General features: G+C 60.3%; 20 protein-coding genes. 14 read left to right on the forward strand and 6 right to left on the reverse strand.

Annotated elements, in window-relative coordinates; all coding sequences use genetic code 11:
• The first annotated feature begins 332 nt into the window (after window positions 1–332).
• The 10 genes from D8U71_RS19570 (at window position 333) to D8U71_RS19615 (ending at window position 9,761) form a co-directional block, all read left to right on the forward strand.
• Window positions 333–1,082 (forward strand): electron transfer flavoprotein subunit beta/FixA family protein, encoded by a 750-nt coding sequence (locus tag D8U71_RS19570; RefSeq protein ID WP_007908338.1) that lies wholly within the window; start codon window positions 333–335, stop codon window positions 1,080–1,082.
• Window positions 1,083–2,012 carry an FAD-binding protein gene (locus tag D8U71_RS19575; RefSeq protein WP_056788298.1) on the forward strand — a complete coding sequence of 310 codons (930 nt, stop codon included), beginning with the start codon at window positions 1,083–1,085 and terminating at the stop codon, window positions 2,010–2,012.
• An 81-nt stretch (window positions 2,013–2,093) separates the two neighbouring features.
• Window positions 2,094–2,915 (forward strand): transporter substrate-binding domain-containing protein, encoded by an 822-nt coding sequence (locus D8U71_RS19580; RefSeq protein ID WP_130888464.1) that lies wholly within the window; start codon window positions 2,094–2,096, stop codon window positions 2,913–2,915.
• A gap of 9 nt (window positions 2,916–2,924) precedes the next feature.
• On the forward strand, window positions 2,925–3,287 hold the full coding sequence (locus D8U71_RS19585) for a DUF4398 domain-containing protein (RefSeq protein WP_177434926.1): 363 nt from the start codon (window positions 2,925–2,927) through the stop codon (window positions 3,285–3,287).
• Window positions 3,284–4,096 (forward strand): OmpA family protein, encoded by an 813-nt coding sequence (locus tag D8U71_RS19590; RefSeq protein ID WP_024013894.1) that lies wholly within the window; start codon window positions 3,284–3,286, stop codon window positions 4,094–4,096. Before D8U71_RS19585 ends, D8U71_RS19590 begins: the two co-directional genes overlap by 4 nt.
• A 201-nt stretch (window positions 4,097–4,297) precedes the next feature.
• On the forward strand, window positions 4,298–5,737 hold the full coding sequence (locus D8U71_RS19595) for a PLP-dependent aminotransferase family protein (RefSeq protein ID WP_130888465.1): 1,440 nt from the start codon (window positions 4,298–4,300) through the stop codon (window positions 5,735–5,737).
• Window positions 5,738–5,815: 78 nt separating this feature from the next.
• A complete protein-coding gene (locus D8U71_RS19600) occupies window positions 5,816–6,289 on the forward strand; it encodes a hypothetical protein (protein ID WP_016770950.1) in 474 nt (157 codons plus the stop codon).
• A gap of 163 nt (window positions 6,290–6,452) precedes the next feature.
• Window positions 6,453–6,707 (forward strand): YkgJ family cysteine cluster protein, encoded by a 255-nt coding sequence (locus D8U71_RS19605; RefSeq protein ID WP_016770949.1) that lies wholly within the window; start codon window positions 6,453–6,455, stop codon window positions 6,705–6,707.
• A 40-nt stretch (window positions 6,708–6,747) separates the two neighbouring features.
• Window positions 6,748–7,353 carry an START domain-containing protein gene (locus D8U71_RS19610; RefSeq protein ID WP_056788309.1) on the forward strand — a complete coding sequence of 202 codons (606 nt, stop codon included), beginning with the start codon at window positions 6,748–6,750 and terminating at the stop codon, window positions 7,351–7,353.
• 314 nt (window positions 7,354–7,667) lie between these two features.
• Window positions 7,668–9,761 carry an LTA synthase family protein gene (locus D8U71_RS19615; protein WP_130888466.1) on the forward strand — a complete coding sequence of 698 codons (2,094 nt, stop codon included), beginning with the start codon at window positions 7,668–7,670 and terminating at the stop codon, window positions 9,759–9,761.
• A gap of 72 nt (window positions 9,762–9,833) precedes the next feature.
• Here D8U71_RS19615 and D8U71_RS19620 read toward each other — a convergent pair whose 3' ends face one another.
• On the reverse strand, window positions 9,834–9,986 hold the full coding sequence (locus D8U71_RS19620; protein ID WP_003183939.1) for a DUF3309 family protein: 153 nt from the start codon (window positions 9,984–9,986) through the stop codon (window positions 9,834–9,836).
• Window positions 9,987–10,315: 329 nt separating this feature from the next.
• Between D8U71_RS19620 and D8U71_RS19625 the strand changes: the two genes are divergently transcribed.
• The 3 genes from D8U71_RS19625 to csrA all read left to right on the forward strand — a co-directional run bounded on the left by D8U71_RS19625 (window position 10,316) and on the right by csrA (window position 11,846).
• Window positions 10,316–11,131, forward strand: coding sequence for an SDR family oxidoreductase (locus tag D8U71_RS19625; protein WP_130888467.1), 816 nt, complete (start codon window positions 10,316–10,318; stop codon window positions 11,129–11,131).
• 63 nt (window positions 11,132–11,194) lie between these two features.
• Entirely contained in the window at window positions 11,195–11,527 is a 333-nt protein-coding gene (locus D8U71_RS19630) for a YnfA family protein (RefSeq protein ID WP_016770946.1), read from the forward strand.
• Between the two features lie 133 nt (window positions 11,528–11,660).
• Window positions 11,661–11,846 carry a carbon storage regulator CsrA gene (gene csrA, locus D8U71_RS19635; protein ID WP_024013891.1) on the forward strand — a complete coding sequence of 62 codons (186 nt, stop codon included), beginning with the start codon at window positions 11,661–11,663 and terminating at the stop codon, window positions 11,844–11,846.
• A gap of 5 nt (window positions 11,847–11,851) precedes the next feature.
• On the opposite strand, the gene D8U71_RS19640 is transcribed toward csrA, so the two are convergent.
• The 4 genes from D8U71_RS19640 to D8U71_RS19655 form a co-directional block, all read right to left on the reverse strand.
• Window positions 11,852–12,079, reverse strand: coding sequence for a YheU family protein (locus D8U71_RS19640; protein ID WP_003172962.1), 228 nt, complete (start codon window positions 12,077–12,079; stop codon window positions 11,852–11,854).
• 169 nt (window positions 12,080–12,248) lie between these two features.
• On the reverse strand, window positions 12,249–13,439 hold the full coding sequence (locus D8U71_RS19645; protein WP_130888468.1) for an osmoprotectant NAGGN system M42 family peptidase: 1,191 nt from the start codon (window positions 13,437–13,439) through the stop codon (window positions 12,249–12,251).
• 166 nt (window positions 13,440–13,605) lie between these two features.
• A complete protein-coding gene (gene ngg / locus D8U71_RS19650) occupies window positions 13,606–15,354 on the reverse strand; it encodes an N-acetylglutaminylglutamine synthetase (RefSeq protein WP_130888469.1) in 1,749 nt (582 codons plus the stop codon).
• Between the two features lie 3 nt (window positions 15,355–15,357).
• Window positions 15,358–17,130 carry an N-acetylglutaminylglutamine amidotransferase gene (locus tag D8U71_RS19655; protein WP_130888470.1) on the reverse strand — a complete coding sequence of 591 codons (1,773 nt, stop codon included), beginning with the start codon at window positions 17,128–17,130 and terminating at the stop codon, window positions 15,358–15,360.
• A gap of 318 nt (window positions 17,131–17,448) precedes the next feature.
• Between D8U71_RS19655 and D8U71_RS19660 the strand changes: the two genes are divergently transcribed.
• Window positions 17,449–22,272, forward strand: coding sequence for an NEL-type E3 ubiquitin ligase domain-containing protein (locus D8U71_RS19660; RefSeq protein WP_130888471.1), 4,824 nt, complete (start codon window positions 17,449–17,451; stop codon window positions 22,270–22,272).
• A gap of 3 nt (window positions 22,273–22,275) precedes the next feature.
• On the opposite strand, the gene mnmC is transcribed toward D8U71_RS19660, so the two are convergent.
• The gene (gene mnmC / locus D8U71_RS19665) at window positions 22,276–24,255 is read right to left on the reverse strand and encodes a bifunctional tRNA (5-methylaminomethyl-2-thiouridine)(34)-methyltransferase MnmD/FAD-dependent 5-carboxymethylaminomethyl-2-thiouridine(34) oxidoreductase MnmC (protein WP_130888472.1); all 1,980 of its coding nucleotides are present in this window, start codon (window positions 24,253–24,255) and stop codon (window positions 22,276–22,278) included.
• Window positions 24,256–24,393: the final 138 nt, after the last annotated feature.

Genomic DNA, 24,393 nt, shown 5'->3' on the forward strand with positions numbered 1-24,393 from the left:
GGCATTTTGGCGTATTGACCAGAATGGGCGTTCCGGTCAAGATACGGGCGGTTTTGCGCTCGCCGTAGGCAGACTGGCGGTTTCAAGAGCACCTCTAAAGACAGGGCACAGGCAGTAGACGGTGATGCGCAGCGCAAGTCCGGCGCGCAGTTTACACAGCGTGAGAATGAATGACCCGACAGTCACCCCTGACGAACGGTCACCTCCCTTCGCGAAGTGAATCACCTCACCTTCAAGCCGGCGTTTTTAGAGGTGCCCTTGTCGCCCGATGAGCATCATCCGCCAGGTTCGCCTAGGCGACTTTCTTTTCACCGGAGAGTAACGAGGAATCCATGAAGGTTCTTGTAGCTGTCAAACGCGTTGTGGATTACAACGTCAAGGTCCGCGTCAAGGCGGACAATTCCGGCGTCGACCTCGCCAACGTCAAGATGTCGATGAACCCATTCTGCGAAATCGCCGTGGAAGAAGCCGTACGCCTGAAAGAGAAGGGCGTTGCGACTGAAATCGTCGTCGTCTCCATCGGCCCGACCACCGCTCAGGAGCAACTGCGTACCGCACTGGCTCTGGGTGCCGATCGCGCCATCCTCGTCGAATCCGCTGAAGACCTGACCTCGCTGGCCGTGGCCAAGCTGCTCAAGGCCGTCGTCGACAAGGAACAGCCGCAGCTGGTGATCCTCGGCAAACAGGCGATCGACAGCGACAACAACCAGACCGGCCAGATGCTCGCGGCATTGAGCGGCTACGGTCAGGGCACCTTCGCGTCGAAAGTCGAAGTCTCCGGCGACAGCGTTGCCGTGACCCGCGAAATCGACGGCGGCGCGCAGACCGTTTCGCTGAAACTGCCAGCCATCGTCACCACCGACCTGCGTTTGAACGAGCCGCGCTACGCGTCCCTGCCAAACATCATGAAAGCCAAGAAGAAGCCTCTCGAAGTGCTGACTCCGGACGCTTTGGGCGTTTCCACCGCCTCCACCAACAAGACCCTGAAAGTCGAAGCACCGGCTGCACGCAGCGCGGGCATCAAGGTCAAGTCGGTGGCTGAACTGGTTGAAAAACTCAAGAACGAAGCGAAGGTAATCTAAATGACTATCTTGGTTATTGCTGAACACGACAACAAAGTGCTGGCCCCGGCCACACTGAACACCGTGGCCGCTGCTGCCAAAATCGGCGGCGACATCCACGTTCTGGTAGCAGGTCAGGGCGCAGGCCCGGTGGCCGAAGCCGCGGCGAAAATCGCTGGCGTGAGCAAAGTCCTCAACGCTGACAATGCCGCCTACGCGCATCAGTTGCCGGAAAACGTTGCTCCTCTGGTTGCAGAGTTGGGCAAGAATTACAGCCACATTCTGGCTGCCGCCACTTCCAACGGCAAAAACATCCTGCCGCGCGTTGCTGCTGCGCTGGACGTTGACCAGATCTCCGAGATCATCTCGGTCGAAAGCGCTGACACTTTCAAGCGCCCGATCTACGCCGGTAACGCCATCGCTACCGTGCAATCGACTGCTGCGATCAAGGTGATCACCGTGCGTGCCACCGGTTTCGATCCGGTTGCTGCTGAAGGTGGTTCGGCTGCCGTTGAAGCCGTTGGCGCTGCGCACGACGCCGGTACTTCGAGCTTCGTCAGCGAAGAGCTGGCCAAGTCCGACCGTCCTGAGCTGACCGCTGCCAAGATCGTCGTTTCCGGCGGTCGCGGCATGCAGAACGGTGACAACTTCAAACACCTGTACGCGCTGGCCGACAAGCTCGGCGCTGCTGTGGGCGCCTCGCGCGCTGCGGTCGACGCAGGTTTCGTACCGAACGACATGCAGGTCGGTCAGACCGGCAAGATCGTTGCGCCGCAGCTGTACATCGCCGTCGGTATCTCGGGCGCGATCCAGCATCTGGCCGGCATGAAAGACTCCAAGGTGATCGTTGCGATCAACAAGGACGAAGAAGCGCCGATCTTCCAGGTGGCCGATTACGGTCTCGTGGCGGATCTGTTCGAAGCAGTACCTGAGCTGGAGAAGCTGGTCTAATCCGGCGGCTTCACTTATAAAGAGCCCGGCCTGTTGGTCGGGCTTTTTTTTGTCTCGAATTTCAAGCGGGAGCGTTTTGCCATGGATCTGCGCTGCGGATGGTTATTGGGATTGGTGCTGTTGCCAGGTTTGGCCATGGCCGCGGGCAAGTGCGAGCGCCTGGTCGTCACCGGCAGCCCTGACGCGCCGCCGTACCTGTGGCAGGACCCGCAAAACCCCAAGCGCCTGATCGGCGCCAGTGCCGATCTGTTGCAGCAAGTGGCCAAGGATCTGGGCATCAAAGTCGACCTGCTCTACGCCGGCAAACGCTCGCAGGCCCTCGATGAAGTGCGCAGCGGGCGCATGGACATGCTGGCCGACGCGCCGCTGACCGTTAATGAGCTGGAAACCCTTGACTACATCCATCCGCCACTGCTGGAAAACGACTATCTGGTGTGGACGCGCAAAGGCTCGACGCTGACCTATGCCGAGGCCAGCGACCTGAAAGGCCATGCCGGCGCGGTGTCGGAAAAGTCGCGGATGACCCAGGCATTCGGCACTTTCGCCGAGCAGAATCTGACCCTGACCCGCACAGCAAACCTTACCGAGGCACTACAGAAGTTGCTGTTGGGCGAGGTGGAATATGTCCTCGCCGGCCGTTACTCAGGCCTTGCCGCCGCGCAGACATTGGGCATGACCAGCGATCTGTTGGCGTTCGAACAACCCATCGACCGGCCGGGTCTGTTCCTCGCGGTTTCGCATAACTCGGCCTGCAACGATCCGTGGTTGCGCGGACAGCTCGCCAAAAAGATGACAGAATTGCCCGCGTCCGGACTGACGGAAGCCGCGCTGCAACGCAACATCGAGCGCTGGAAGGCGCAACAGCAACAGCCGCCACTACCTGTCAGTGCCCCAAAACAGTAGGGATTCTTAGTGAGTATTCGACCTCTTTTCGCGGCAGTGGCCGTTCTGGCCATGGCCGGGTGCGCATCCGATCCGGCACCCAGTGAACAAATGCGTTTGACCGAACAAGCCATCGTGCAGGCCAAGGCAGTCGGCGCCACCGCTGACGAAGTGCCGGAAATGCAACTGGCCGAAACCAAGTACAACCGCGCCAAAGGCAGCATGGTCGACGAGTCCTATCGCAATGCGCGCATGCGTGCCGAGCAGGCGGAACTGGATGCACGTCTGGCCGAAGCCAAGGTGCTGACGAAAAAAAGTGAAGAACAGCTGAATGTGCTCAATACCCGCATTGTCCGCCTGCGCAAGCAGCTGCAACTGGGGGAAGCACAATGAGCCTCAAGTCCAATGCTCTCGGCATTCTGCTCCTCGCCGGTTGCGCCAGCCTCTACGGCTGCGCCGGCCAGCACAGCGAAGCGGCGCTGCAACAGGCCGGCGCTGATTTCCAGAAGGTCAAGGAAGATTCCAACGTGCTGCGCATCGCGCCGAAAGACGTGATCCGCGCCGGTGAGTCCCTGGCCCGCGCCGATCGGCTGTCGACCTATTGGGGCAGCGGTGCCGACGTGGTGCATTACGCCTACCTGAGCCAGCGCTACAGCGAAATCGCCCGCGAGCACACCAATCAGGCGCTCAACGAGGAGCGCGCAGCCAAGCTCGAGCTTGAGCGCCAGCGACTGCAACTGGCTCTGCGCGAGTCGAAACTGCTCAGCGTGCAGCAGCAGGGCAAGTGGCTGGAGGAACAGATCGTGGCGCTGGCCACCACTCAGACCGATCGGGGTCTGGTGATGACCCTCGGCGACGTGTTGTTCGACACCGGCCAGGCGGAACTGAAAAACTCGGCCAACCGCGTCGTACTGAAGATCGTCCAGTTCCTGCAACTGAATCCCAAGCGCGTTGTGCGCATCGAGGGTTACACCGACAGCACCGGTGGCAGACAGGAAAACCTCAAACTGTCCCGCGATCGTGCGCAATCGGTGGCTGACGTGCTGGTCGATCTGGGTATCGACGAAAAACGCATTCAGGTCGAAGGTTACGGCGACCAGTTCCCGGTCGATGCCAACGCCTCCGAGCGTGGCCGGGCGCAGAACCGCCGCGTAGAAATCGTGTTCTCTGACGAAAAAGGCCAGCTCGGCGCCGCCCGCTGAGGGCTGCGTCTCTGGAAAGCCCGGACTGTCATGCAGTGCCGGGCTTTTTTGTGTCTGTCGATTGCCGCGCAAAACCGTACAGATGGGGCAGACACCGCACTGTACGGTCGAGTAATCTGGCAACTGTCCCAGTACACTTCTAAACTGTTCCGGTATTGTTTCAGACAAGAATAAAACGCCCGTGAAATCGAGTGCTGCGTCATGACCAATCTCTTGCTCTACCAACGTATTGCTCAGCAACTGGCCGAAGACATCCGCCGTGGTGTCTATCAACCGGGGGAGCGCGTGCCTTCGGTGCGCAAGATGAGTTCGCAGCTCAACGTCAGCCATGCGACGGTGTTGCAGGCGTATGCCAACCTTGAAGATCAGGGCCTGATCCGCGCCCGGCCGCAGTCGGGTTACTACGTACACCAGACCCCGGCGCTGACCGCGCCTACGCCGGACATTGCCCGAGTCGAACGGCCGGGACTGGTGACGCGCAGCAGCATCATTCAACAGGTATTGGTCGAATCCCGCCGCGAAGGCGTGTTTCCGCTGGGCGCTGCGGTGCCGAGTGTCGATTATCTGCCGGTGCGCGCGCTGCATCAGCAATTGGCCAAGGTCACCCGCTTCCACAGCCCTCGGGCATTCAGCTACATGTTCAGCCCCGGCTTCGAACCGCTGCGCCGGCAAGTGGCGATCCGCATGCGTGACGCTGGCGTGGTGGTCGATCCGTCGGAAGTGGTGATCACCCACGGCTGTGTCGACGCCTTGCAGATGTCGTTGCGCGTGCTGACCCGGCCGGGCGATCTGATCGCAGCCGAATCGCCGACCTATTACGGCCTGCTGCAACTGGCCGATCTGCTCGGCCTGAAAGTCATCGAAATCCCCAGCGACCCCGCCACCGGCATGAGTCTGGAAGCCTTGCAACTGGCCGCCAACCAGTGGTCGATCAAGGCGCTGGTGCTGACCACGCGCCTGAGCAATCCCCTTGGCGGGACCATGCCGGAAGAGCGGCAGAAACAGTTGCTGCGCCTGGCCTCGGATTTCGACATTCAGATTGTCGAAGACGATATCTACGGCGAACTGATGTTCGAGCAGGGCCGTACCAAGGCGCTGAAGGCTTACGACAAGCTGGATCGGGTGATCTACTGCTCGAGCTTCTCCAAAACCCTGTCACCGGGTGTGCGCATCGGCTGGATGATCGCTGGCAAATACCAGCAGGAAATCCAGCGCCTGCAAACCTTCAGTACCCATTCGGCGTGCAGCGTTACGCAGATGGCGATTGCCGCGTATCTGGAAAACGGCGGTTATGACCGGCATTTACGCTACATCCGCCAGGAGTACCGGAAAAACCTCAGCGCGTTCCAGCTGGCGGTGCAGCAGCACTTCCCCGAGGGCACGCAAATGTCCCGGCCCACGGGCGGTTTCATCCTCTGGGTGAGCTTGCCGGGACGGGTCAACACTCAGGAATTGCATGTCCGCGCGCTGCAACAAGGCATCAGCATCGCGCCGGGGCTGATCTTCAGTAATACCGAGCAGTTCAACCACTGTATCCGCCTCAACTGCGGCATTCCGTGGAACCGCGAAGCGGAGCGGGCGCTGATGACGCTGGGTCTGTTGGCCACCCAGCTGTGTCAGGAAACCGCTGGCGGATTCTGAACGGGGAGGGCGCTGAGGCTTGTCATATGACGCACAACAAGCGAGCATGTGGCCCTCTGCCGTTAGTTCGTTGAGTCCATGAAAGCGATTGTTCCTGCCGCGTGGGTATTGCTGGGTTTGTTGATGATCGGTCAGGCACCGGGTGTCATGGCGGCCGCAGCCCAGGAAAAACCGGCAGCGACCAGTACCACGAACAAAGCCACCAAAACCGCGGCTCCGGCAAAAAAAGCCCAGGCCAAAAAAAACGCCACGGTGAAGAAGCGCCGCCCGGTTGCCTCGAAGTCGAAATCCGCCAGCGAAGTGGCCAAAACCAAATTGCCGCCGGCAAAACTCGATCTCAGCCTGCCCAAGGAAATGGTTGAAGACCTGAAGCCAAAGGGCACCGTGGAGCTGCCCAAACGCGAGGCGATCCTGCCGCAGATGTTTGGCGAAAAAGATAACGGCTTCCAGCTCAACGGCCGCTTGCTCAGCAATGAAATGGAGTTGCAATTGCGCAACGAAGCGCGACGCGATGTGGAAGGCGCGGCGCTGGATTTCGAATTCAAGCAATAGATGCAGCCCTCTGCAACGCGCAGAGCAGACGCTTCGTCGGAGACTGCCCGGTCACTTTTACTTATCGTTGAAAAGCCGCTTGTAGCAATTTGAAACAGCCGTTTTAGCGGTTACTCTGTTTCCCGTCTCTTTACACATCGCCCGTCGCGAGGATCTGTTCGTAATGAAATGCCGTGAAGGCTGTGGCGCTTGCTGCATTGCCCCCTCCATCAGTTCGCCGATTCCCGGCATGCCCGATGGCAAGCCCGCCGGCGAACGTTGCGTGCAACTGTCGGTCGATAACCTGTGCAGCATTTTCGGCCGTCCGGAACGTCCGGCTGTGTGCTCGGGCTTCGCTGCGGATGTCGAGGTATGCGGCAGCAGTTCGGAAGAAGCGATCAGATTGATCGGCTGGTGGGAGCAGATGACGGCGGCGTGATGTGTTCACGAACGGAACTTCAACAATAAGGAATAACACTATGGGTTCGCTGCACCGTATCGCTGTGTTGTGTGGTCTGACTGCCGTACTTGCCACTTCGGTCGCCCACGCGGAAGACTGGAAAGTGGCCAAGAACGAAGACGGCATCAAGGTTTCCCTGAGCGAAATACCCGGTTCGGACTACAAGTCCTACCAAGGCGTCGCGCTGATGAAAACCACCGTTGCCAAACTGCGCGCCTTGCAGGAAGACGTCTCTGGCGCCTGCGCGTGGATTCACGAATGCAAGAGCCAGAAACTGCTCAAGCACGAAGGCGATCTGAGCTGGACCTATTCGCAATTCAACACGCCATGGCCGGTGACCCCGCGTGATTCGGTGCTGAAGATAACCACCGTTGAGGGCGCCGATGGCAGCCTGACCCGGAACCTTGAAGGCGTACCGACCTATCTGCCGGAAGAAAAAGGTTTCGTGCGGGTCCAGCAGGTCAAAGGCTTCTGGAAGTTCGTGCCTAAGGGCGATCAGGTTGAAGTGACTTATCAGGTGCACACCGAGCCGGGCGGTAGCGTGCCGGCCATGGTCGCCAACAAGTTTGTGGTGGATGCGCCATTCAATACCCTGAAAGCGCTGAAAGAACGCGCCGAGAAATAATCAATTCGCTGTAAGCAAAACGCCCCGACCGGTTCGGGGCGTTTTGTTTTGTCTCTAAATTGTATTTCCAGATATGCGTTGCACGAAATTTTCACAAAGTCTCCAAGACAATTCGCCCGCACTTGTTGCCTGCCATTGCGCTGTCAGCCCTCTGAATGAAAGTCTCGAAGGGCAGGGCAGTAATCAATGGCAATGGTGTGAACGATCGTGCAACATTTGCGCACCGCGCACGCCCCGGGGTCTGGACTGACCAATAGAGGGCCTGGCGCCGCTGTATTTTTGCAACTTCAACTTCCAATGGGTCCTAAAACGACATGGCAAACCCGGACGCCCTGAATCAGCAGCGATCTTCTGCTCGCCTGCTGCAACCGACCGTCAAATCGCATCTGGCCTACACGCTGCTGTGCGCACTGGTCATGATGGTCATGTTTTCCGCGCTGCGCCTCGCGCTGCTGGTCTACAACCGCGAGATGATCCTCGACACCCCGGCCGCGACCTTCCTTGAAGCGTTCGTCAACGGTCTGCGTTTCGACCTGCGCCTGGTGGTGTACCTGTGCATTCCGCTGGTGCTGGCGCTGTTCAGTGCCCGGGCCATGGCCGCGCGCGGTTTCTTCCGTCTGTGGCTGACGGTCGCCTCGAGCATCGCGCTGTTTCTCGGCCTGATGGAAATGGACTTCTACCGCGAATTTCACCAGCGCCTCAATGGTCTGGTGTTCCAGTACGTGAAGGAAGACCCGAAAACCGTAATGAGCATGCTCTGGTACGGTTTCCCGGTGGTGCGCTACGTGCTGGCGTGGGTGATCGGTACGGTCATTCTGACCCTGGCGTTCAAAGGCGCCGACCGCGCCACCCGCCCGCGCGGACCGTTCAGCGGCGGCAGCGTCAGCTCCCGTCAGGTTGCGCCGTGGTACACCCGCCTGGCGGTGTTCGTGGTCTGCCTACTGATCTGCGTCGTCGCCGCTCGCGGCACCTTGCGTCAAGGCCCGCCGATGCGTTGGGGTGACGTCTACACCACCGATTCCAACTTCGCCAACCAGCTCGGCCTCAACGGCACGCTGTCGCTGGTCGCCGCAGCCAAGGCGCGCATGGGCGAAGACCGCGACAACATCTGGAAAGCCACGCTGCCGCAGGAACAGGCGCAGCAAGTGGTGCGCGACATGCTGCTGATGCCGGACGACAAACTGGTCGATGCCGACATCGCCGCTGTTCGCCGCGACTACATGCCGCCGGCCGACAAGACCCTGCCGATCAAGAACGTCGTGGTGATCCTGATGGAAAGCATGGCCGGTCACTCGGTCGGTGCTTTGGGCGCGCCGGGCAATATCACCCCGTACTTGGACAAGCTGTCGAAGGAAGGTCTGCTGTTCGACCGTTTCTTCTCCAACGGCACCCACACCCACCAGGGCATGTTCGCGACCATGGCCTGCTTCCCCAACCTGCCGGGTTTCGAATACCTGATGCAGACCCCGGAAGGCAGCCACAAACTGTCCGGCCTGCCGCAGCTGCTCAGCGCCCGCGACTATGACGATGTCTACGTCTACAACGGCGACTTCGCCTGGGATAACCAGTCGGGCTTCTTCAGCAACCAGGGCATGACCAACTTCGTTGGCCGCAACGACTTCGTCAATCCGGTGTTCTCCGATCCCACCTGGGGCGTGTCCGACCAGGACATGTTCGATCGTGGCCTGCAAGAACTTAAAGCGCGGGAAAACGGCAAGCCGTTTTACGCGCTGCTGCAAACCCTGTCCAACCACACGCCGTACGCCTTGCCGACGCCATTGCCGGTCGAGCGCGTCACTGACCGTGGCAGCCTCAACGAACACTTGACCGCCATGCGCTACTCCGATTGGGCACTCGGCCAGTTCTTCGAGAAGGCGCGCAAAGAGAAGTACTTCAACGAAACCCTGTTCGTCATCGTCGGCGACCACGGCTTCGGCAACGAGCGTCAGATCACCGAAATGGACCTGGGTCGCTTCAACGTGCCGATGCTGATGATTGCCCCGGGCATCCAGCAGAAGTTCGGTACCCGCGACCACACCGTGGGCACGCAGATCGACATCGTGCCGACCATCATGGGCCGTCTCGGTGGCGAAGTGCGTCACCAGTGCTGGGGCCGCGACCTGCTCAACCTGCCGCAGGGCGACACCGGTTTTGGCGTGATCAAGCCTTCGGGCAGCGAGCAGACCACCGCCATCGTCACCGCCGATGAGATTCTGGTGTTGCCGCGTGACAAGGACATGGGCCCGAAAATCTGGAAATATCAGCTGGGCGCCAACCCGCACGCCGAAGTTGTACCGGACGCGCCGCGCACTGCCGAACTCAAACTCAAACTTGAGGCGTTCCTGCAAACCGCGACCAAGAGCCTGATCGATAATACCGCCGGTGTCATTCACGGCAAGCCGGACTGATCACTCCTTAAAGTCCACGCAATAAAAAAGAGGCCCTTGCAAAAGGGCCTCTTTTTTTACAGCTTCAAATCGTCATATCTTGCCGAGTAACAACAGCACCAGCAGCACGACCAACACCACGCCGATAATACCCGACGGGCCATAACCCCAACTTCTGGAGTGCGGGAAGACCGGCAGACCACCGATCAGCAACAGGATCAGGATGATGATTAGAATTGTGCCCATGGGTGATTTCCTTGTTCAGAGTCTGGAAGAGTCTTGATGCTCAGTGGGCAGCTGGAGAGCAACTAAATTCCAGCCGGCTTACATGTTCCGACTTGCGCCGGTGAAAAATAATTCAATGTTTTTTTAATGTATTTGGATTGCTCGGTTATTTCCTTTCCAGCAAAAAGATCGCAGCCTCGTTGCACTCGTCAGCTCCTGCATGAGACCAACCGGAACGATGACGGCTGGAATCTTTTGATCCTCCATTCAGCAACTGGATGGAGCGTGGGTGAACGAAGTTCCTTCGCTACACTCGGCGCATCTCTCCCGGAACAACAAGGCTGTCCGCTATGCAAAATCGCATGATGATCACTGGTGCAGGCTCAGGCCTGGGTCGCGAAATCGCCCTGCGCTGGGCCCGTGAAGGCTGGCGGTTGGCCTTGTCCGATGTCAGTGAACCCGGCCTGCAGGAAACCCTGAAACTGGTGCGCGAGGCGGGCGGTGACGGCTTCATTCAGCGCTGTGACGTGCGCGATTACAGCCAGCTCACCGCCTTCGCCCAGGCCTGCGAAGAGAAGCTCGGCGGCATCGACATCATCGTCAACAATGCCGGCGTCGCCTCGGGCGGATTCTTCAGCGAGTTGTCGCTGGAAGACTGGGACTGGCAGATCGCGATCAACCTGATGGGTGTGGTCAAGGGCTGCAAGGCGTTCCTGCCGCTGCTGGAACAGAGCAAGGGCAAGATCATCAACATCGCCTCCATGGCCGCGTTGATGCAAGGCCCGGCAATGAGTAACTACAACGTGGCCAAGGCCGGCGTGGTGGCGTTGTCGGAAAGTCTGCTGATCGAACTGGCACAGCAGGAAGTGGCGGTGCATGTGGTTTGCCCATCGTTCTTCCAGACCAACTTGCTCGATTCTTTCCGTGGCCCGACTCCGGCCATGAAAGCCCAGGTCGGCAAGTTGCTGGAAAGTTCGCCGATCAGTGCCGCCGACATCGCTGTCTACATCTACCAGCAAGTCGCCGCCGGCGAATTCCTGATTCTGCCTCACGAACAAGGGCGCATGGCCTGGGCGCTCAAACAGAAGAATCCGCAACTGCTCTACAACGAAATGACTTCCATGGCCGAGAAAATGCGCGCCAAGGCCAAACAAAACAACGCTTGATCTTGTTCGATTCCTGCCGCGTCGTTAGGGTGGCCGCCACGGTCACCCTGTCGAGACGCCTCCATGCTCAATTACTTGTGGTTCTTCCTTGCGGCGCTGTTTGAAATCGCCGGCTGTTTTGCCTTCTACATGTGGCTGCGCCAGGGCAAGAGTGCGTTGTGGGTGATTCCCGCGTTGCTCAGCCTGACCCTGTTCGCGCTGTTGCTGACCCGTGTTGAAGCGGCCTACGCCGGGCGCGCCTATGCCGCGTATGGCGGGATCTACATCGTTGCTTCGATTGGCTGGCTGGCGGTGGTCGAGCGGGTGCGTCCGCTGGGCTCGGACTGGATCGGCATGGCGCTGTGCGTGGTAGGTGCCAGCATCATTCTGTTCGGGCCGCGCTTTTCCGCCGCCTGAGGCTTTTGTGCGAAGCGTCTGACAGCTGCGGGCGTGGGCAGCTGTAGGGCAAGACTGATTTGCTCGTCGTGGATTGTGAAGACGCTGTAAGCCGCGCATCTTCAGGGTTTGCCAGTCCTGAAGGATGAATCCCATGCTTGTACTCAGCCGTGTGGTCGGTGAGTTGATTTCAATCGGAGACGACATCACCCTGCGTGTTCTGTCGGTCAACGGCTCCAGCGTGCGCTTCGGCGTCGAAGCGCCGAAAAAGGTCCATGTACACCGCGCCGAGGTCTATGACCGGATCAAGCGCAAGGAGGCCGCGGCGAAGGCTGGCTGACGGTTTCAGTCGAACAGATGCTTGGGTACGTCGTGCTTGAGCATCAGCTGGCACTGTTCGCTTTCCGGATCGAACACGATCAAAGCCTGGCCTTTGGTCAGTGCCTGACGCACGCGCAGGACGCGGGTTTCCAGCGGGGTGTCATCGCCGTTGTCGGTACCGTCGCGGGTGACGAAATCCTCGATCAGGCGGGTGAGGGTGTCGACTTCAAGCGCGTCGTGGGGAATGAGCATGGGCACCTCGGTCAAATCAATGTCGGGATGCTACGGGGATTGGGTTTCGTCTGCCAGTTCTGTATCGGTCTTGCCGGCCCATTCGCGAGCGGGCTCGCTCCCACATTTGAAAGCGATCCCCTGTGGGAGCGAGCCTGCTCGCGAAGGCGGTTATCTGTTCACCGAAGGCTCAACTGTCAGAACGCTGCCCAACCAGACTGTCCACCGGCGGCACGCGGGTTTCGCTTTCCATCTGGGTATCATGCTCAATCTGATGGCTGAAGCGATCCAGTGAAGCACTGGCCGGCGCCGCATCGCTGGCAAACACCGGCGGGCTGAGAATGTACGCACCGAGCAAACGGCTGAGCGCCGCCAGACTGTCGATGTGCGTACGCTCGTAGCCGTGGGTGGCATCGCAGCCGAAAGCGAGCAGGGCGGTGCGGATGTCGTGGCCGGCGGTGACCGCCGAGTGCGCATCGCTGAAGTAATAGCGGAACATGTCGCGGCGCACCGGCAATTCGTGTTCATCGGCCAGACGCAACAGATGCCGCGACAGGTGATAGTCATACGGCCCGCCGGAGTCCTGCATCGCCACGCTCACCGCGTGTTCGCTGGAATGCTGGCCGGGGGCGACCGGTGCAATGTCGATGCCGACAAACTCGCTGACGTCCCACGGCAATGCCGCCGCTGCACCGCTGCCGGTTTCCTCGGTGATGGTGAACAGTGGATGGCAATCGATGTTCAGTTCCTGGCCGCTGTCGACAATCGCCTTGAGCGCGGCGAGCAGCGCTGCGACGCCGGCCTTGTCGTCGAGGTGGCGGGCGCTGATATGGCCGCTTTCGGTGAACTCCGGCAGCGGATCGAAGGCCACCACGTCGCCGACATGAATGCCCAGCGACTCGCAATCGGCCTTGGTGGTGCAGTAGGCGTCCAGACGCAGCTCGACATGGTCCCAACTGATCGGCATTTCATCGACCTGGGTGTTGAACGCATGCCCGGACGCCATCAGCGGCAACACGCTGCCGCGAATCACCCCGGTGTCGGTAAACAGGCTGACCCGGCTGCCTTCGGCAAAGCGGCTCGACCAGCAACCGACCGGCGCGAGGGTCAGGCGACCGTTGTCTTTCACCGCACGCACAGCGGCGCCGATGGTGTCCAGGTGCGCCGACACTGCGCGATCAGGGCTGCTCTTTTTGCCCTTCAACGTCGCGCGGATGGTGCCGCGCCGGGTCATTTCAAACGGAATACCCAGCTCTTCGAGACGCTCGGCGACATAGCGCACGATGGTGTCTGTGAACCCGGTAGGGCTGGGAATGGCGAGCATTTCCAGCAGGACTTTTTGCAGGTAAGCCAGATCCGGTTCAGGGATTTGTGTGGTCATGGTCATGGAAACTCCTGATGGGTTGTGCACACCGATGGTTTCGATGAGGAAAATTGGTGGTGACGTTCAGGGCCTCTTCGCGAGCAGGCTCGCTCCCACATTTGGAATGCATTCCCCCTGTGGGAGCGAGCCTGCTCGCGAAGGCGTCAGCCGGAACAACGATGGTTCAAGAGACAGCCGGCTGACTATGCGGAAACAACAGATCGACAAAGCGTTCCGCCGTCGGCTGCGGTTCATGGTTGGCGAGGCCGGCGCGCTCATTGGCTTCGATGAACACGTACTCGGGCTGATCTGCCGCCGGCACCATCAGATCGAGCCCGACCATCGGAATATCCAGCGCCCGCGCCGCGCGCACTGCCGCGTCGACCAGCGTTGGATGAAGAATGTCGGTCACGTCTTCCAGCGTCCCGCCGGTGTGCAGGTTGGCCGTGCGCCGCACGAACAGATGCTCGCCGGCCGGCAGGATGCTGCTGTAGTCGTAACCGGCCGCATGCAGCGTGCGTTGGGTTTCGTGGTCCAGCGGAATCTTGCTTTCGCCACTGGTGGCGGCTTGCCGGCGGCGACTCTGCGCTTCGATCAGCGCACCGATCGAATGCTGACCATCGCCGACCACTTCGGCGGGCTTGCGAATCGCCGCCGCCACCACTTCAAAACCGATCACCACAATGCGCAGATCAAGGCCTTCGTGGAAGCTTTCCAGCAGCACGCGGCTGTCGAACTGCTTCGCCGTTTCGATGGCCTTCTGCGCTTCTTCGATGGTGCGCAGATCCACCGCGACGCCTTGGCCCTGTTCGCCATCGAGAGGCTTGACCACCACCCGTTGGTGCTCATCAAGGAAGGCCAGGTTGTCGTCGGCATTGCCCGCCAGTTGCTGCGCCGGCAGTTTCAGGCCTGCGGCCTTGAGCACCTTGTGGGTCAGACTTTTGTCCTGGCACAGGGTCATGCTGATCGCACTGGTCAGATCGCTCAGCGACTCGCGGCAGCGCACGCGACGGCCGCCATGGCTGAGGGTGAACAGCCCGGCGTCGGCGTCATCGACTTGCACGTCGATACCGCGTCGATGCGCTTCTTCGACGATGATCCGCGCGTAAGGATTGAAATTCGCCTCCGGGCCCGGGCCGAGAAACAGCGGCTGGTTGATGCCGTTCTTGCGCTTGATGGCGAAGGTCGGCAGGTTGCGGAAACCCAGTTTGGCGTAAAGGTTTTTCGCCTGACGATTGTCGTGCAGCACCGACAGATCCAGATAAGCCAGGCCGCGACTCATGAAATGCTCGACCAGGTGCCGCACCAGCACTTCGCCGACGCCGGGGCGCGAGCAATGCGGGTCGACCGCCAGGCACCAGAGGCTGCTGCCATGTTCCGGATCGTTGAAGGCTTTTTCATGATTGAGGCCCATGACACTGCCGATCACCGCGCCGCTGTCTTCGTCTTCCGCCAGCCAGTACACCGGGCCGCCCTGATGATGCGGGGTGAGCAACTCCTGATCGATCGGCAACATGCCGCGTGCCTGGTACAAACGGTTGATGCCTTGCCAGTCGGTTTCGCTCTGCGCACGACGAATGCGGAAGCCGCGAAACACCCGCGTGGCCTGCCGGTAATCGCTGAACCACAAACGCAGGGTGTCGGATGGATCGAGAAACAGCTGCGTCGGCTCAAGGCCGAGAATCTGCTGCGGTGCGGCAACATACAGGGCGATATCGCGCTCGCCGGGTTGCTCGTTGAGCAGCTCCTGCGCCAGTGACGCCGGGTCGGGAAAGGTGTGACCGATCAGCAGCCGGCCCCAACCGCAATGCACGGCAATCGGGGCGCTGGCAGGCTCGCTGCCGTCTTCGGCCAGGCGCGCCTGCAAACGTTCATACGAGGGGGCCTGACCACGCAACAGGCGTTGGTTGATGGACGTGGCATGGGGTTTCATCAATCAGATTCCTTGTTCACTGAGCCACAGGTTCAGGGCTGCCAGTTGCCACAGTTTCGAGCCGCGCAACGGGGTCAGCTGGCCTTGCGGATCAGTCAAAAGCTTGTCGAGCATGCTCGGGTTGAACAGGCCGCGATCCTGGCTCGGATCCAGCAGCAGCTCGCGCACCCAATTGAGTGTGTCGCCCTGCAAGTGCTTGAGACCCGGCACCGGGAAGTAGCCTTTCTTGCGGTCGATCACTTCGCTTGGAATGACCCGGCGCGCAGCTTCTTTCAGCACTTGCTTGCCGCCATCGGGCAGCTTGAATTTGCCCGGCACACGGGCCGACAGCTCGACCAGTCGATAGTCGAGAAACGGCGTGCGCGCTTCCAGGCCCCAGGCCATGGTCATGTTGTCGACGCGTTTGACCGGGTCATCGACCAGCATCACCGTGCTGTCCAGGCGCAGCGCCTTGTCCACGGCAGCCTCGGCGCCGGGCTGGGCAAAGTGCTGTTTGACGAAGTCGCCCGCCGCATCGTGGTCGACCAGCCATTTCGGCTGAACGGTCGCCGCGTAGTCGTCGTAGCTGCGATCGAAGAACGCATCGCGGTAAGCGGCGTACGGATCCGCCGCGCCGTCGACCTGCGGATACCAGTGGTAACCGGCAAACAGTTCGTCCGCGCCTTGGCCGCTCTGCACGACTTTGCAGTGCTTGGCCACTTCGCGGGACAACAGATAGAACGCGATGCAGTCATGGCTGACCATCGGCTCGCTCATCGCCCGGAACGCGGCGGGCAGTTGCTCGATGATTTCCCTCTCGTCGATGCGCAACTGGTGATGTCGGGTGCCGTAATGTTTGGCGATCAGGTCCGAATACTGGAACTCGTCGCCGCGCTCGCCGCCGGCATCCTGGAAACCGATGGAGAAGGTCGACAGATTTTCTACGCCGACTTCGCGCAACAGGCCGACGAGCATGCTCGAATCGACACCGCCCGAAAGCAACACACCGACATCCACTGCCGCACGCTGACGAATCGCCACCGCTTCGCGGGTGCTGTCGAGGACGCGATCGACCCAGTCTTCCAGATTGAGGTTTTTCTCGTCTTCATTCGGGCCGTAGGGCAGGGTCCACCAGGTTTTCTGCTCGGTGCGGCCATCGGCCTCAACGCGCATCCAGGTGGCCGGCGGCAGTTTTTCGATACCGGCCAGCAAGGTGCGCGGCGCAGGCACCACCGCGTGGAAGTTCAGATAGTGATTGAGCGCCACCGGATCGAGAATCGGGTTGATGTCGCCGCCCTTGAGCAGCGCTGGCAATGCCGAGGCGAAGCGCAGGCGTTGGCCAGTGCGCGACAGGTACAACGGCTTTACGCCGAGACGGTCACGGGCGATGAACAGGCGCTGGGCATCACGCTCCCAAATGGCGAAGGCGAACATACCGTTGAGTTTCGGCAGCAGTGCCTCGCCCCAGGCGTGATAACCCTTGAGCAGCACTTCGGTGTCGCCACCCGAATAGAAGGCATAACCCAGTGCTTCAAGCTCTGCGCGCAGTTCCGGGAAGTTGTAGATCGCACCGTTGAACGCCAGGGACAGGCCCAGTTGGCTGTCGATCATCGGCTGCGCCGAGCCGTCCGACAGGTCCATGATTTTCAGGCGTCGATGACCCAGGGCAATCGGCCCTTGGGCATGGAAGCCCCACGCGTCAGGGCCGCGAGGGGCCAGGTGATGGGTGATTCTCTCGATCGCTGCAAGGTCTGCAGGTTGTTGATCAAAACGTAACTCGCCAGCTAATCCGCACATAAAGTCCTTACCGGTTTTTCCGTTGGGGAAGGTCAAGCCGTACCACGCGAAAAGTGCGGGTACTCAGAAACTGACCTGTCACGGTAGGCGGAGTTTTAGATCGATAAGTTATAAGCGCGGCGTTACGGCCTCTGCAGGTCGGTGCTAGAGGGCGCCCTGGCAGCGTTAGCCGGTTTTTTTTGCGGGGCGGTAGCGGGCTGTTTTATAGGCCGAAAAACTGCGTGTGTTTGCGGCATTTGCCAGCAGTTTTTTCCATTATCAATTCATTCACACCATCGCTAAGGTCGAAAGCCCCAACAGCAATAAAGGACTATTGCCATGTCAGTGCAGCAACAGAAACAAAACCTTGCTCCATCTTCAGTGCTCGGCACGCTGCTGGAAGCCACCGCAGACCTCGACACGGCCGAAGCCCTGGAGAAAAGTCTGCCGCCTTATTTGCTCAAGGCTTCGACCGACACGCTGGCCACGCTGGATCAGACCGCTCGCGAGCTGCATCGCCTGCAGCTCAAAGTGGCCAAGGATCTGGCCGGATTGCAATCGTTGCGCGGTTTCTGCAAAAAAGAACTCACCGCTGCGTTGAACGCCAAGTGGCCGGCGGTCTATGACGTCGAACAGGATGTGCTCAGTCTGCCGGGTGACGATTGCGGCTGCGACGCGACGGCGACCAACCAGGCGGGTATCGATGTTGTAAAACACGCCGCGCAAACCCTGCTGCAGGCGGCGATGCAGAACTTCGCTGAAGACGAGGAGCAAGCCGATGGTTTCCCGTCCGGCAGTGTCGTGCGCATTGCCAGTGCGCCTGCGGGAGTGCAGGGCCTGACACCGCAGGCGTTCGCCGCGTTGTGCCGCACGCTCGACCTGGGCAAGAAATATCAGCAACATTTCCAGCAAGTCTTCGGCCTGCGCGATGCCGACGGCAAAGTCGTGACCAGCAGTGTCCTGACCCGCGACATTGGCGCGATGAAAAAAAACCTGTTGCAGCTCGACGCTCATTTGGCCGCGCTCAAGGCTGATATCACTCCGCAGGGATTGCGCATGCTGCAGGATCTGATTGATGCCCAGGGCGTGGCGTCGGCAACCCTGCGCCACGGCAACGACCCGATGATCATGCAGGGCATCGAGATACTGGACAGCTGCGTGTGGGGCGTCGTGGTGTTCTGCGCGCGCTCGGTGCAGGAGCATCCCGAGGATGGTTGCCTGGTCTACATGGCGGGCGAGCCCGAGAGGGCGTTGTACGAATATCCGAGCTTCAATGCCTTCAAAAACTATCTCACGCAACAACTGTGCAAACCGGACTACAAGGATTATTTCGGTCGATGCCTTGATGAGGATGACAAGGCCGATTTCTTCAAAACGTTCGAGGAAAAAGGCGAGTTGGGCCTCATCAAGCAACTGTCGATGAGTGTCCCGCTTTTTGATTTCATGGTGCAGAGTCACGTCGGCAAATTACAGATCGATGCGCGCAAACTGGCAGTGCCGACGGCAGATATCGATGAGGACGCACGCCAGAAACGTCTGCTGGATTTTCTCCAGTTGGGCGTGACCATTGCGTCAGTGGCGGGCATGTTTGTGCCGGTCCTTGGCCAGCTGATGATGGGCGTTGCGGTCGGGCAATTGCTCGGCGAAGTGTTTGAAGGGGTCGAAGACTGGCAGCGTGGCGATCATCAGCAAGCGCTTTCGCACCTGCTCAGCGTGGTGGAGAACATCGCGTTGATGACGGCGTTTGCCGGCGGGCAGAAGGCGTTGGGCACGCTGGGCGGCAAACTGCTGCGCTCGCACCCGGAGTTCTTCGGGCAATTTCGGGCCATCCTCAATCACGCAGGCAAGGCACGTTTGTGGAAGCCCGATCTCGTTGCCTATGAGCATTCACTCCCGGCGGGATTCACCATTGATGCCAGCTCCAAGGAGTTTTATCAGGTGGGCCGCAAAACCCTTGGGCGTGTCGATCATCGATTCTTTGCCGGCAGTTACGATGCCGATGCCAGCCTGTGGCGTCTGGAGCATGCCAGTCGCGCTGACGCCTATGCCCCGGAGTTGGCCCGACACGTTGAGGGCGGCTGGCGCATTCCTGGCGAAGAGCCCGAGGAGTGGGGCAGTTCTGCGTACACACTCAAACGCATCGACCCGCACCTGAGCGAATTCACCGACAGCGACCTGGATAACCTGCGTCGGCTCAGTGGCACCAGTCATGACCAATTGCTCCAGGCGTTCAACGATAACCTGGCGTTGCCGGAGCGTCTGCGCGACACGGTGGAACGCGTGCGTCTCTCCCGTCAACTGCGCCAGCTGACCCGCGAACTGCAGGCCGGCGAAGTACATTCCGGCCAGCCCGCCGAGGAGCAATTGCACGCATTGCCCAAGCTCAAGGGCTGGCCAACCGACCGCTACATCGAGGTGACCAACGCCGATGGCAGCGTCGAGGCAACTTATCCATTGACCCGCGAGCCCGACGAAGCTCTGAGCGTGGTAGTCAGCCGTGAACAACTGGCGGCGGGGCAGTTGCTGCGAACGGTCATTGATGGCCTGTACCAGAACGAAGTCGATGCTTTGCTCGGCGGTAAAACCGCCGCCAGCCTGGAAGAGTCGGCGCTGGCGAAAAAGCTCGGCGCGGCGCTGAAGACGGATCATCGGGCCGTGCTTGAGCGTATGTATCAGCGTTATGACCGGAGCGAGGCGGACGATGTGCTGAAGTTGCGCAAGGTCTTTGCCGCCATTACGACGCGCCATGGGCAGCGGCTGATCGAGCGCGCGCCGAGTATCGAACGATTGCATCTGCGCGAGACCGGGCAGGTGCCGTTACGGATGGGGCAACGCGTCAGGCAAAACATTAACGCAGTGCGACTCGATCGTGCCCTGGCAGGTTTGCATTGGCCACGACTGGCCAATGCCGATACCGACAAACTGGCCATTCAGTTGCTGCCACGACTGAGCGGCTGGGATGCGCAATTGCGCTTGCAAGTGCGTGACAAGACACTCGCCGGGCCAATCCTGGAAGCCATCGGCGCTGCCTCTGCGAAACCCGAAAATACCTGCTCGCTGGTGAAGTCTGCTGCCGGTTACGAGGCGTTCAGTGGCGACGGCAAGTCACTTGGCAAAGTGGCAGCAGCGCCGGGGGATCTGTACAGCGCGATTCTCAAAGCGCTGCCGTTGCGTCAGCGGACGGCCGCCGGGTTGGGCGGGTCTGCGCAGGCCGACACGGTGCGCTTGCGCAGCAAATTGCTCGATGCAGCGCTGGACGAACGCGAGGAGACGGCGCAGACATTGGTTCGCGGCACGTTTGAGCCTCGGCTTGTCGAGCCGGCCTGCATGCAGAGCGATCAGGCTGCCGGGACGGAGCATTCGCGGGCGCTGCTGCGCAAGGCGCGCAAACTGTATCCACGCTTGAATCAGCAGCAGCTCAGCCAATTGCTCGATGAGCTGGGCGATGATCCGTTGAGCCGTGCGACCCGCATCAAAGCCCTGCGTCAGGATCTGCAGACCCTGCGTGACGCGCTGTTTGTCTGGAGCGAAGATGCCGCCGCACTGAAAGCCATGGGTGGCGATCTGGCCGAAGCGCGGCACAGCCGGAAAATCGCCGCCGAGTTGATCGAAGAAGGATTTCGACGCTTTCATTGGGCCACCAACGAAGAGGGAAAAAGCCTCTGTACCCTCAACCTTGACGGCATGCGCATCGGTAAGGTGCCAACATTGCCGCCGTCGGTGAGCTTTGACCACATAGAGCAATTGTCGATGCGCAACATGGCGCTGGGTGATGATGTTGCGCACTTCCTCAAGTCCTTCAAACAGCTCGAGCTACTGGAACTGGGCAGCAACACGATCACCCGGCTGCCTGAAATGTTGTCGCACATGCCGCGTCTGCAACGGCTGAGCCTGGCAGGCAATCAGCTCAAGCTGAGCGAACAGACCCTGGCGAAGCTGAACAACCTGAGCACGTTGCGTTACCTGAATCTGGACAGGAATCCGTTGGGCGCCACCCCGGATTTCAGTCAAATGACGCAACTGCGCCGCTTGTCCCTGCAAGAAACCGGCATCACGGAACTGCCAGAAGGCCTGTCCAATTCCGTCCACATTGAATTGATGAACCTGACCGGGAATAAAATCAAAGAGCTGCCCGACTGGTTATTCCAGAAAACACGCCATTTCACCAGCGCACTCAAGCTGGGACTGAATCCTTTTTCCGAACGCAGCAAAACGCATCTGGAAAACTATCGCGATAATTTCGGCATCGGTATGGACTACCTCCCCGATGACATCGCCAGGATGAACGAGCAACACGCCCGCTCGCTCTGGATGACCAAGAACAGTGGCGAGGAGTGGGCAGAACAGACGCGGATCTGGACGGCATTGCGAAACGAGCCGAAGGCCGATGGGTTGTTCACCGTGCTGGCGCAACTGGGCGATACCGCGGACGGGAAAAAGGCCAGCGCCGACTTGCAGCGACGCGTCTGGGCGGTACTGAAGGCGGCCGAAGCCGACGGGCCGCTGTGTGAACAAGTGCTCGACACGGCTGCCGATCCGCTTCATTGCACCGACAACGCAACGCTGGTGTTCAGTCGCCTGGAAGTCGAGGTGGAAGTCGAGCGGGTAACCAGCGCGGCAAGCGGCCGCAAGGTCACTGCCAAGGCTCTGCTGGAACTGGGCCGCAGTCTGTTCAGGCTGGACAAGCTGGAAGAAATTGCCCTGGAGCATTCGCTCCGGGCGCCGAAGGTCGATGCACTGGAAATGAACCTTGCTTATCGCATCGGTCTGACCGATGAGCTGGGGCTGCGCGGTCAACCGAAAGGTATGCTGTTCGATGCCCAGAGTGGCGTGACAGCCGCTGATCTTGAGGTCGCCAGAAATCGCGTGATGACTGCCGAACTTTCCCCGCAATGGCTGAAATACATGCAGGAGCGAACGTTCTGGCGTGATTATCTGAAGCGTACGTTTACGCGCAAATTTTCAATGATCGATGAATCTTTCGCGCCGCGCATGAGTGCCCTCGATGAGCAGGCGGACACCCTGCTCAGTGCCGACTATGTGAGTCAGGCGAATGCCCTCCAGCTTGAAAAGGAGCAGGCGCAAGAGGCAGTGATCAAGCGCCTGACCGAAGAGTCCATACGCCTGATGGATCTCGGCCTCTGTGTGATGCCGGACATCTGATATTCACTTGCCGCGAATCAGTTTGCGCAAGGCAAACCGGTTGGGATGGCACGCTTCGGCCACGCTGCGCGGCAACGGCAGCGGCTCGTTGTCCAGCCACGCGGCGAGCAGTTCGCCGGACAGCGGCGCGGTGATCAGCCCGCGAGAACCGTGGCCGCTGTTGACGTACAGACCATCGAGCCATGGGCAGGCGATGTCCGGCACTTGTCGGGCGTCTTTGCTCAATGCAGCGTAGGTTTGATTGAAGGTTTGCAGATCAGCGAGCGGGCCGACAATCGGCAGGTAATCGGGGCTGGTGCAGCGATAGGCTGCGCGGCCCTCAAGGCTCTCAATTGGCTGCTCGCTGATGTTCAGACGGCTCAGCAGATCGCTGGAAATCTCTTCGAGCATCGCCAGATTGCCTTGGTGCTCGGCAGTTGTGGGCGTCAGGTCGTCGCTGTTGAAGTCGAAACTCGCGCCCAGGGTGTGCTCGCCCAGACGCGCCGGGGCGACGTAGCCTTCGGCGCACACCACGGTGGTCAGCGCATGACTGTCTGCGGTTTCAGGCAGACGCGTAATTTGTCCGCGAATGCGCTTGAGCGGCAATTCGGCACTCTGGGCAAAACGTTTGATTTCGGCAGCTCCGGCCAGGATCACCACCGGCGCACTGGCGAGCAAACGCTCGTCGTCGAAAGCTTGCCACTGGTCAGCGACTTTGCGCAGTTCCAAAGCTTCGTGATGGCTGAGCAATTCAATGTTGGCGTGCATCGCCTGGGCCTGACACAGCGCTGGCGGATGCACCCAGCCGCCTTCGGGGTAGAACAAACCGCCGTGGGCCACGCCGACACCGGCGCGAGCCTGCGCTTGCGGCTGTTCCAGCCACTGCAAGAGATCTTCAGGAAACGCCGCCGCCAGTTGCCCGTGGCGCTCGGCTTCCTTGGCATTGAACGCCAATTGCAGCACGCCGCAGTCATCCCAGTCGCTGCCGCGTTGCAGGCTTTCCAGCAGGCGCCGGGTGTAACCGAAGCCACTGACAATCAACTGCGACAACGCCGTGCCATGGGCTGACAACTTGAGATAGAGCACGCCTTGCGGATTCCCCGAAGCTTCCTGCGCCACCGCCGCGTGACGCTCGAGCAGACTCACCTGCCAGCCGCGCGCCGCCAGACTCGACGCCGTCGCGCAGCCGGCCAGGCCCGCGCCGATCACCAGCGCCCGGCGCTCACCGCGCAACGGAGCAGGGCGGGCGAACCAGGGTTTCGCCGGTATTGGCGCCGCCACCTCGGCGGGCCAGCCGAGAAATTCGCCACGCAGGATTTCCCACTTGTGGCCGATGCCCGGTGTGCGCTTCATCTTGAACCCGGCAGCGTTGAGCAGACGCCTTACCCAACCGGTGCTGGTGAAGGTGCTGATGGTCGAGCCCGGCGCAGCCAGACGTGCCAGCTCGACGAACAGCTCGGCAGCCCACATGTCCGGATTTTTCGCCGGGGCAAAACCATCGAGAAACCACGCGTCGATCTGCGCATCGAGTTGCGGCAGTTGCTCCAGCGCATCGCCGATCAGCAAGGTCAGCGTCACTCGACCTTCGGCCAAAGTAATGCGCTGAAAGCCTTGATGAATCGCCACGTAGTGCTTGAGCAACTGATCGGCCAACGGCTTGAGTTCCGGCCACAGTGCCAAGGCCCGACGCAGATCCGCAGGCGCCAGCGGGTACTTCTCGACGCTGACAAAATGCAAACGCGCGCCGGCCACCGCGTGCTGTTGGAATAGCTGCCAGGCGCAGAGAAAATTCAGCCCGGTGCCGAAGCCGGTTTCGCCAATGACCAGCCGACCATCCGCCGGCAGCGCAGCAAAGCGCTCGGCCAGACGGTTCTGCTCAAGAAACACGTAACGGGTTTCCTCCAGCCCCGACTGATCGGAAAAATACACGTCATCAAACACCCGCGAACGTGGGCGTCCCTGGTCGTCCCAGTCGAGTTGGGCGTGGGGCATTTCGGCTTTCATGGCAGGCTCGGCAAACACAAGGCGGCCATTCTAGCCGATCGCGCCGGTACTACCTGATCCAGCACAAGACTCGCAGTGAAAAGAACCCTGTGGCGAGGGGATTCATCCCCGCTGGACTGCGAAGCAGTCCCAAAACCA

It is taken from the genome of Pseudomonas sp. Sample_21, assembly GCF_004307525.1.
Classification (GTDB): domain Bacteria; phylum Pseudomonadota; class Gammaproteobacteria; order Pseudomonadales; family Pseudomonadaceae; genus Aquipseudomonas; species Aquipseudomonas atacamensis.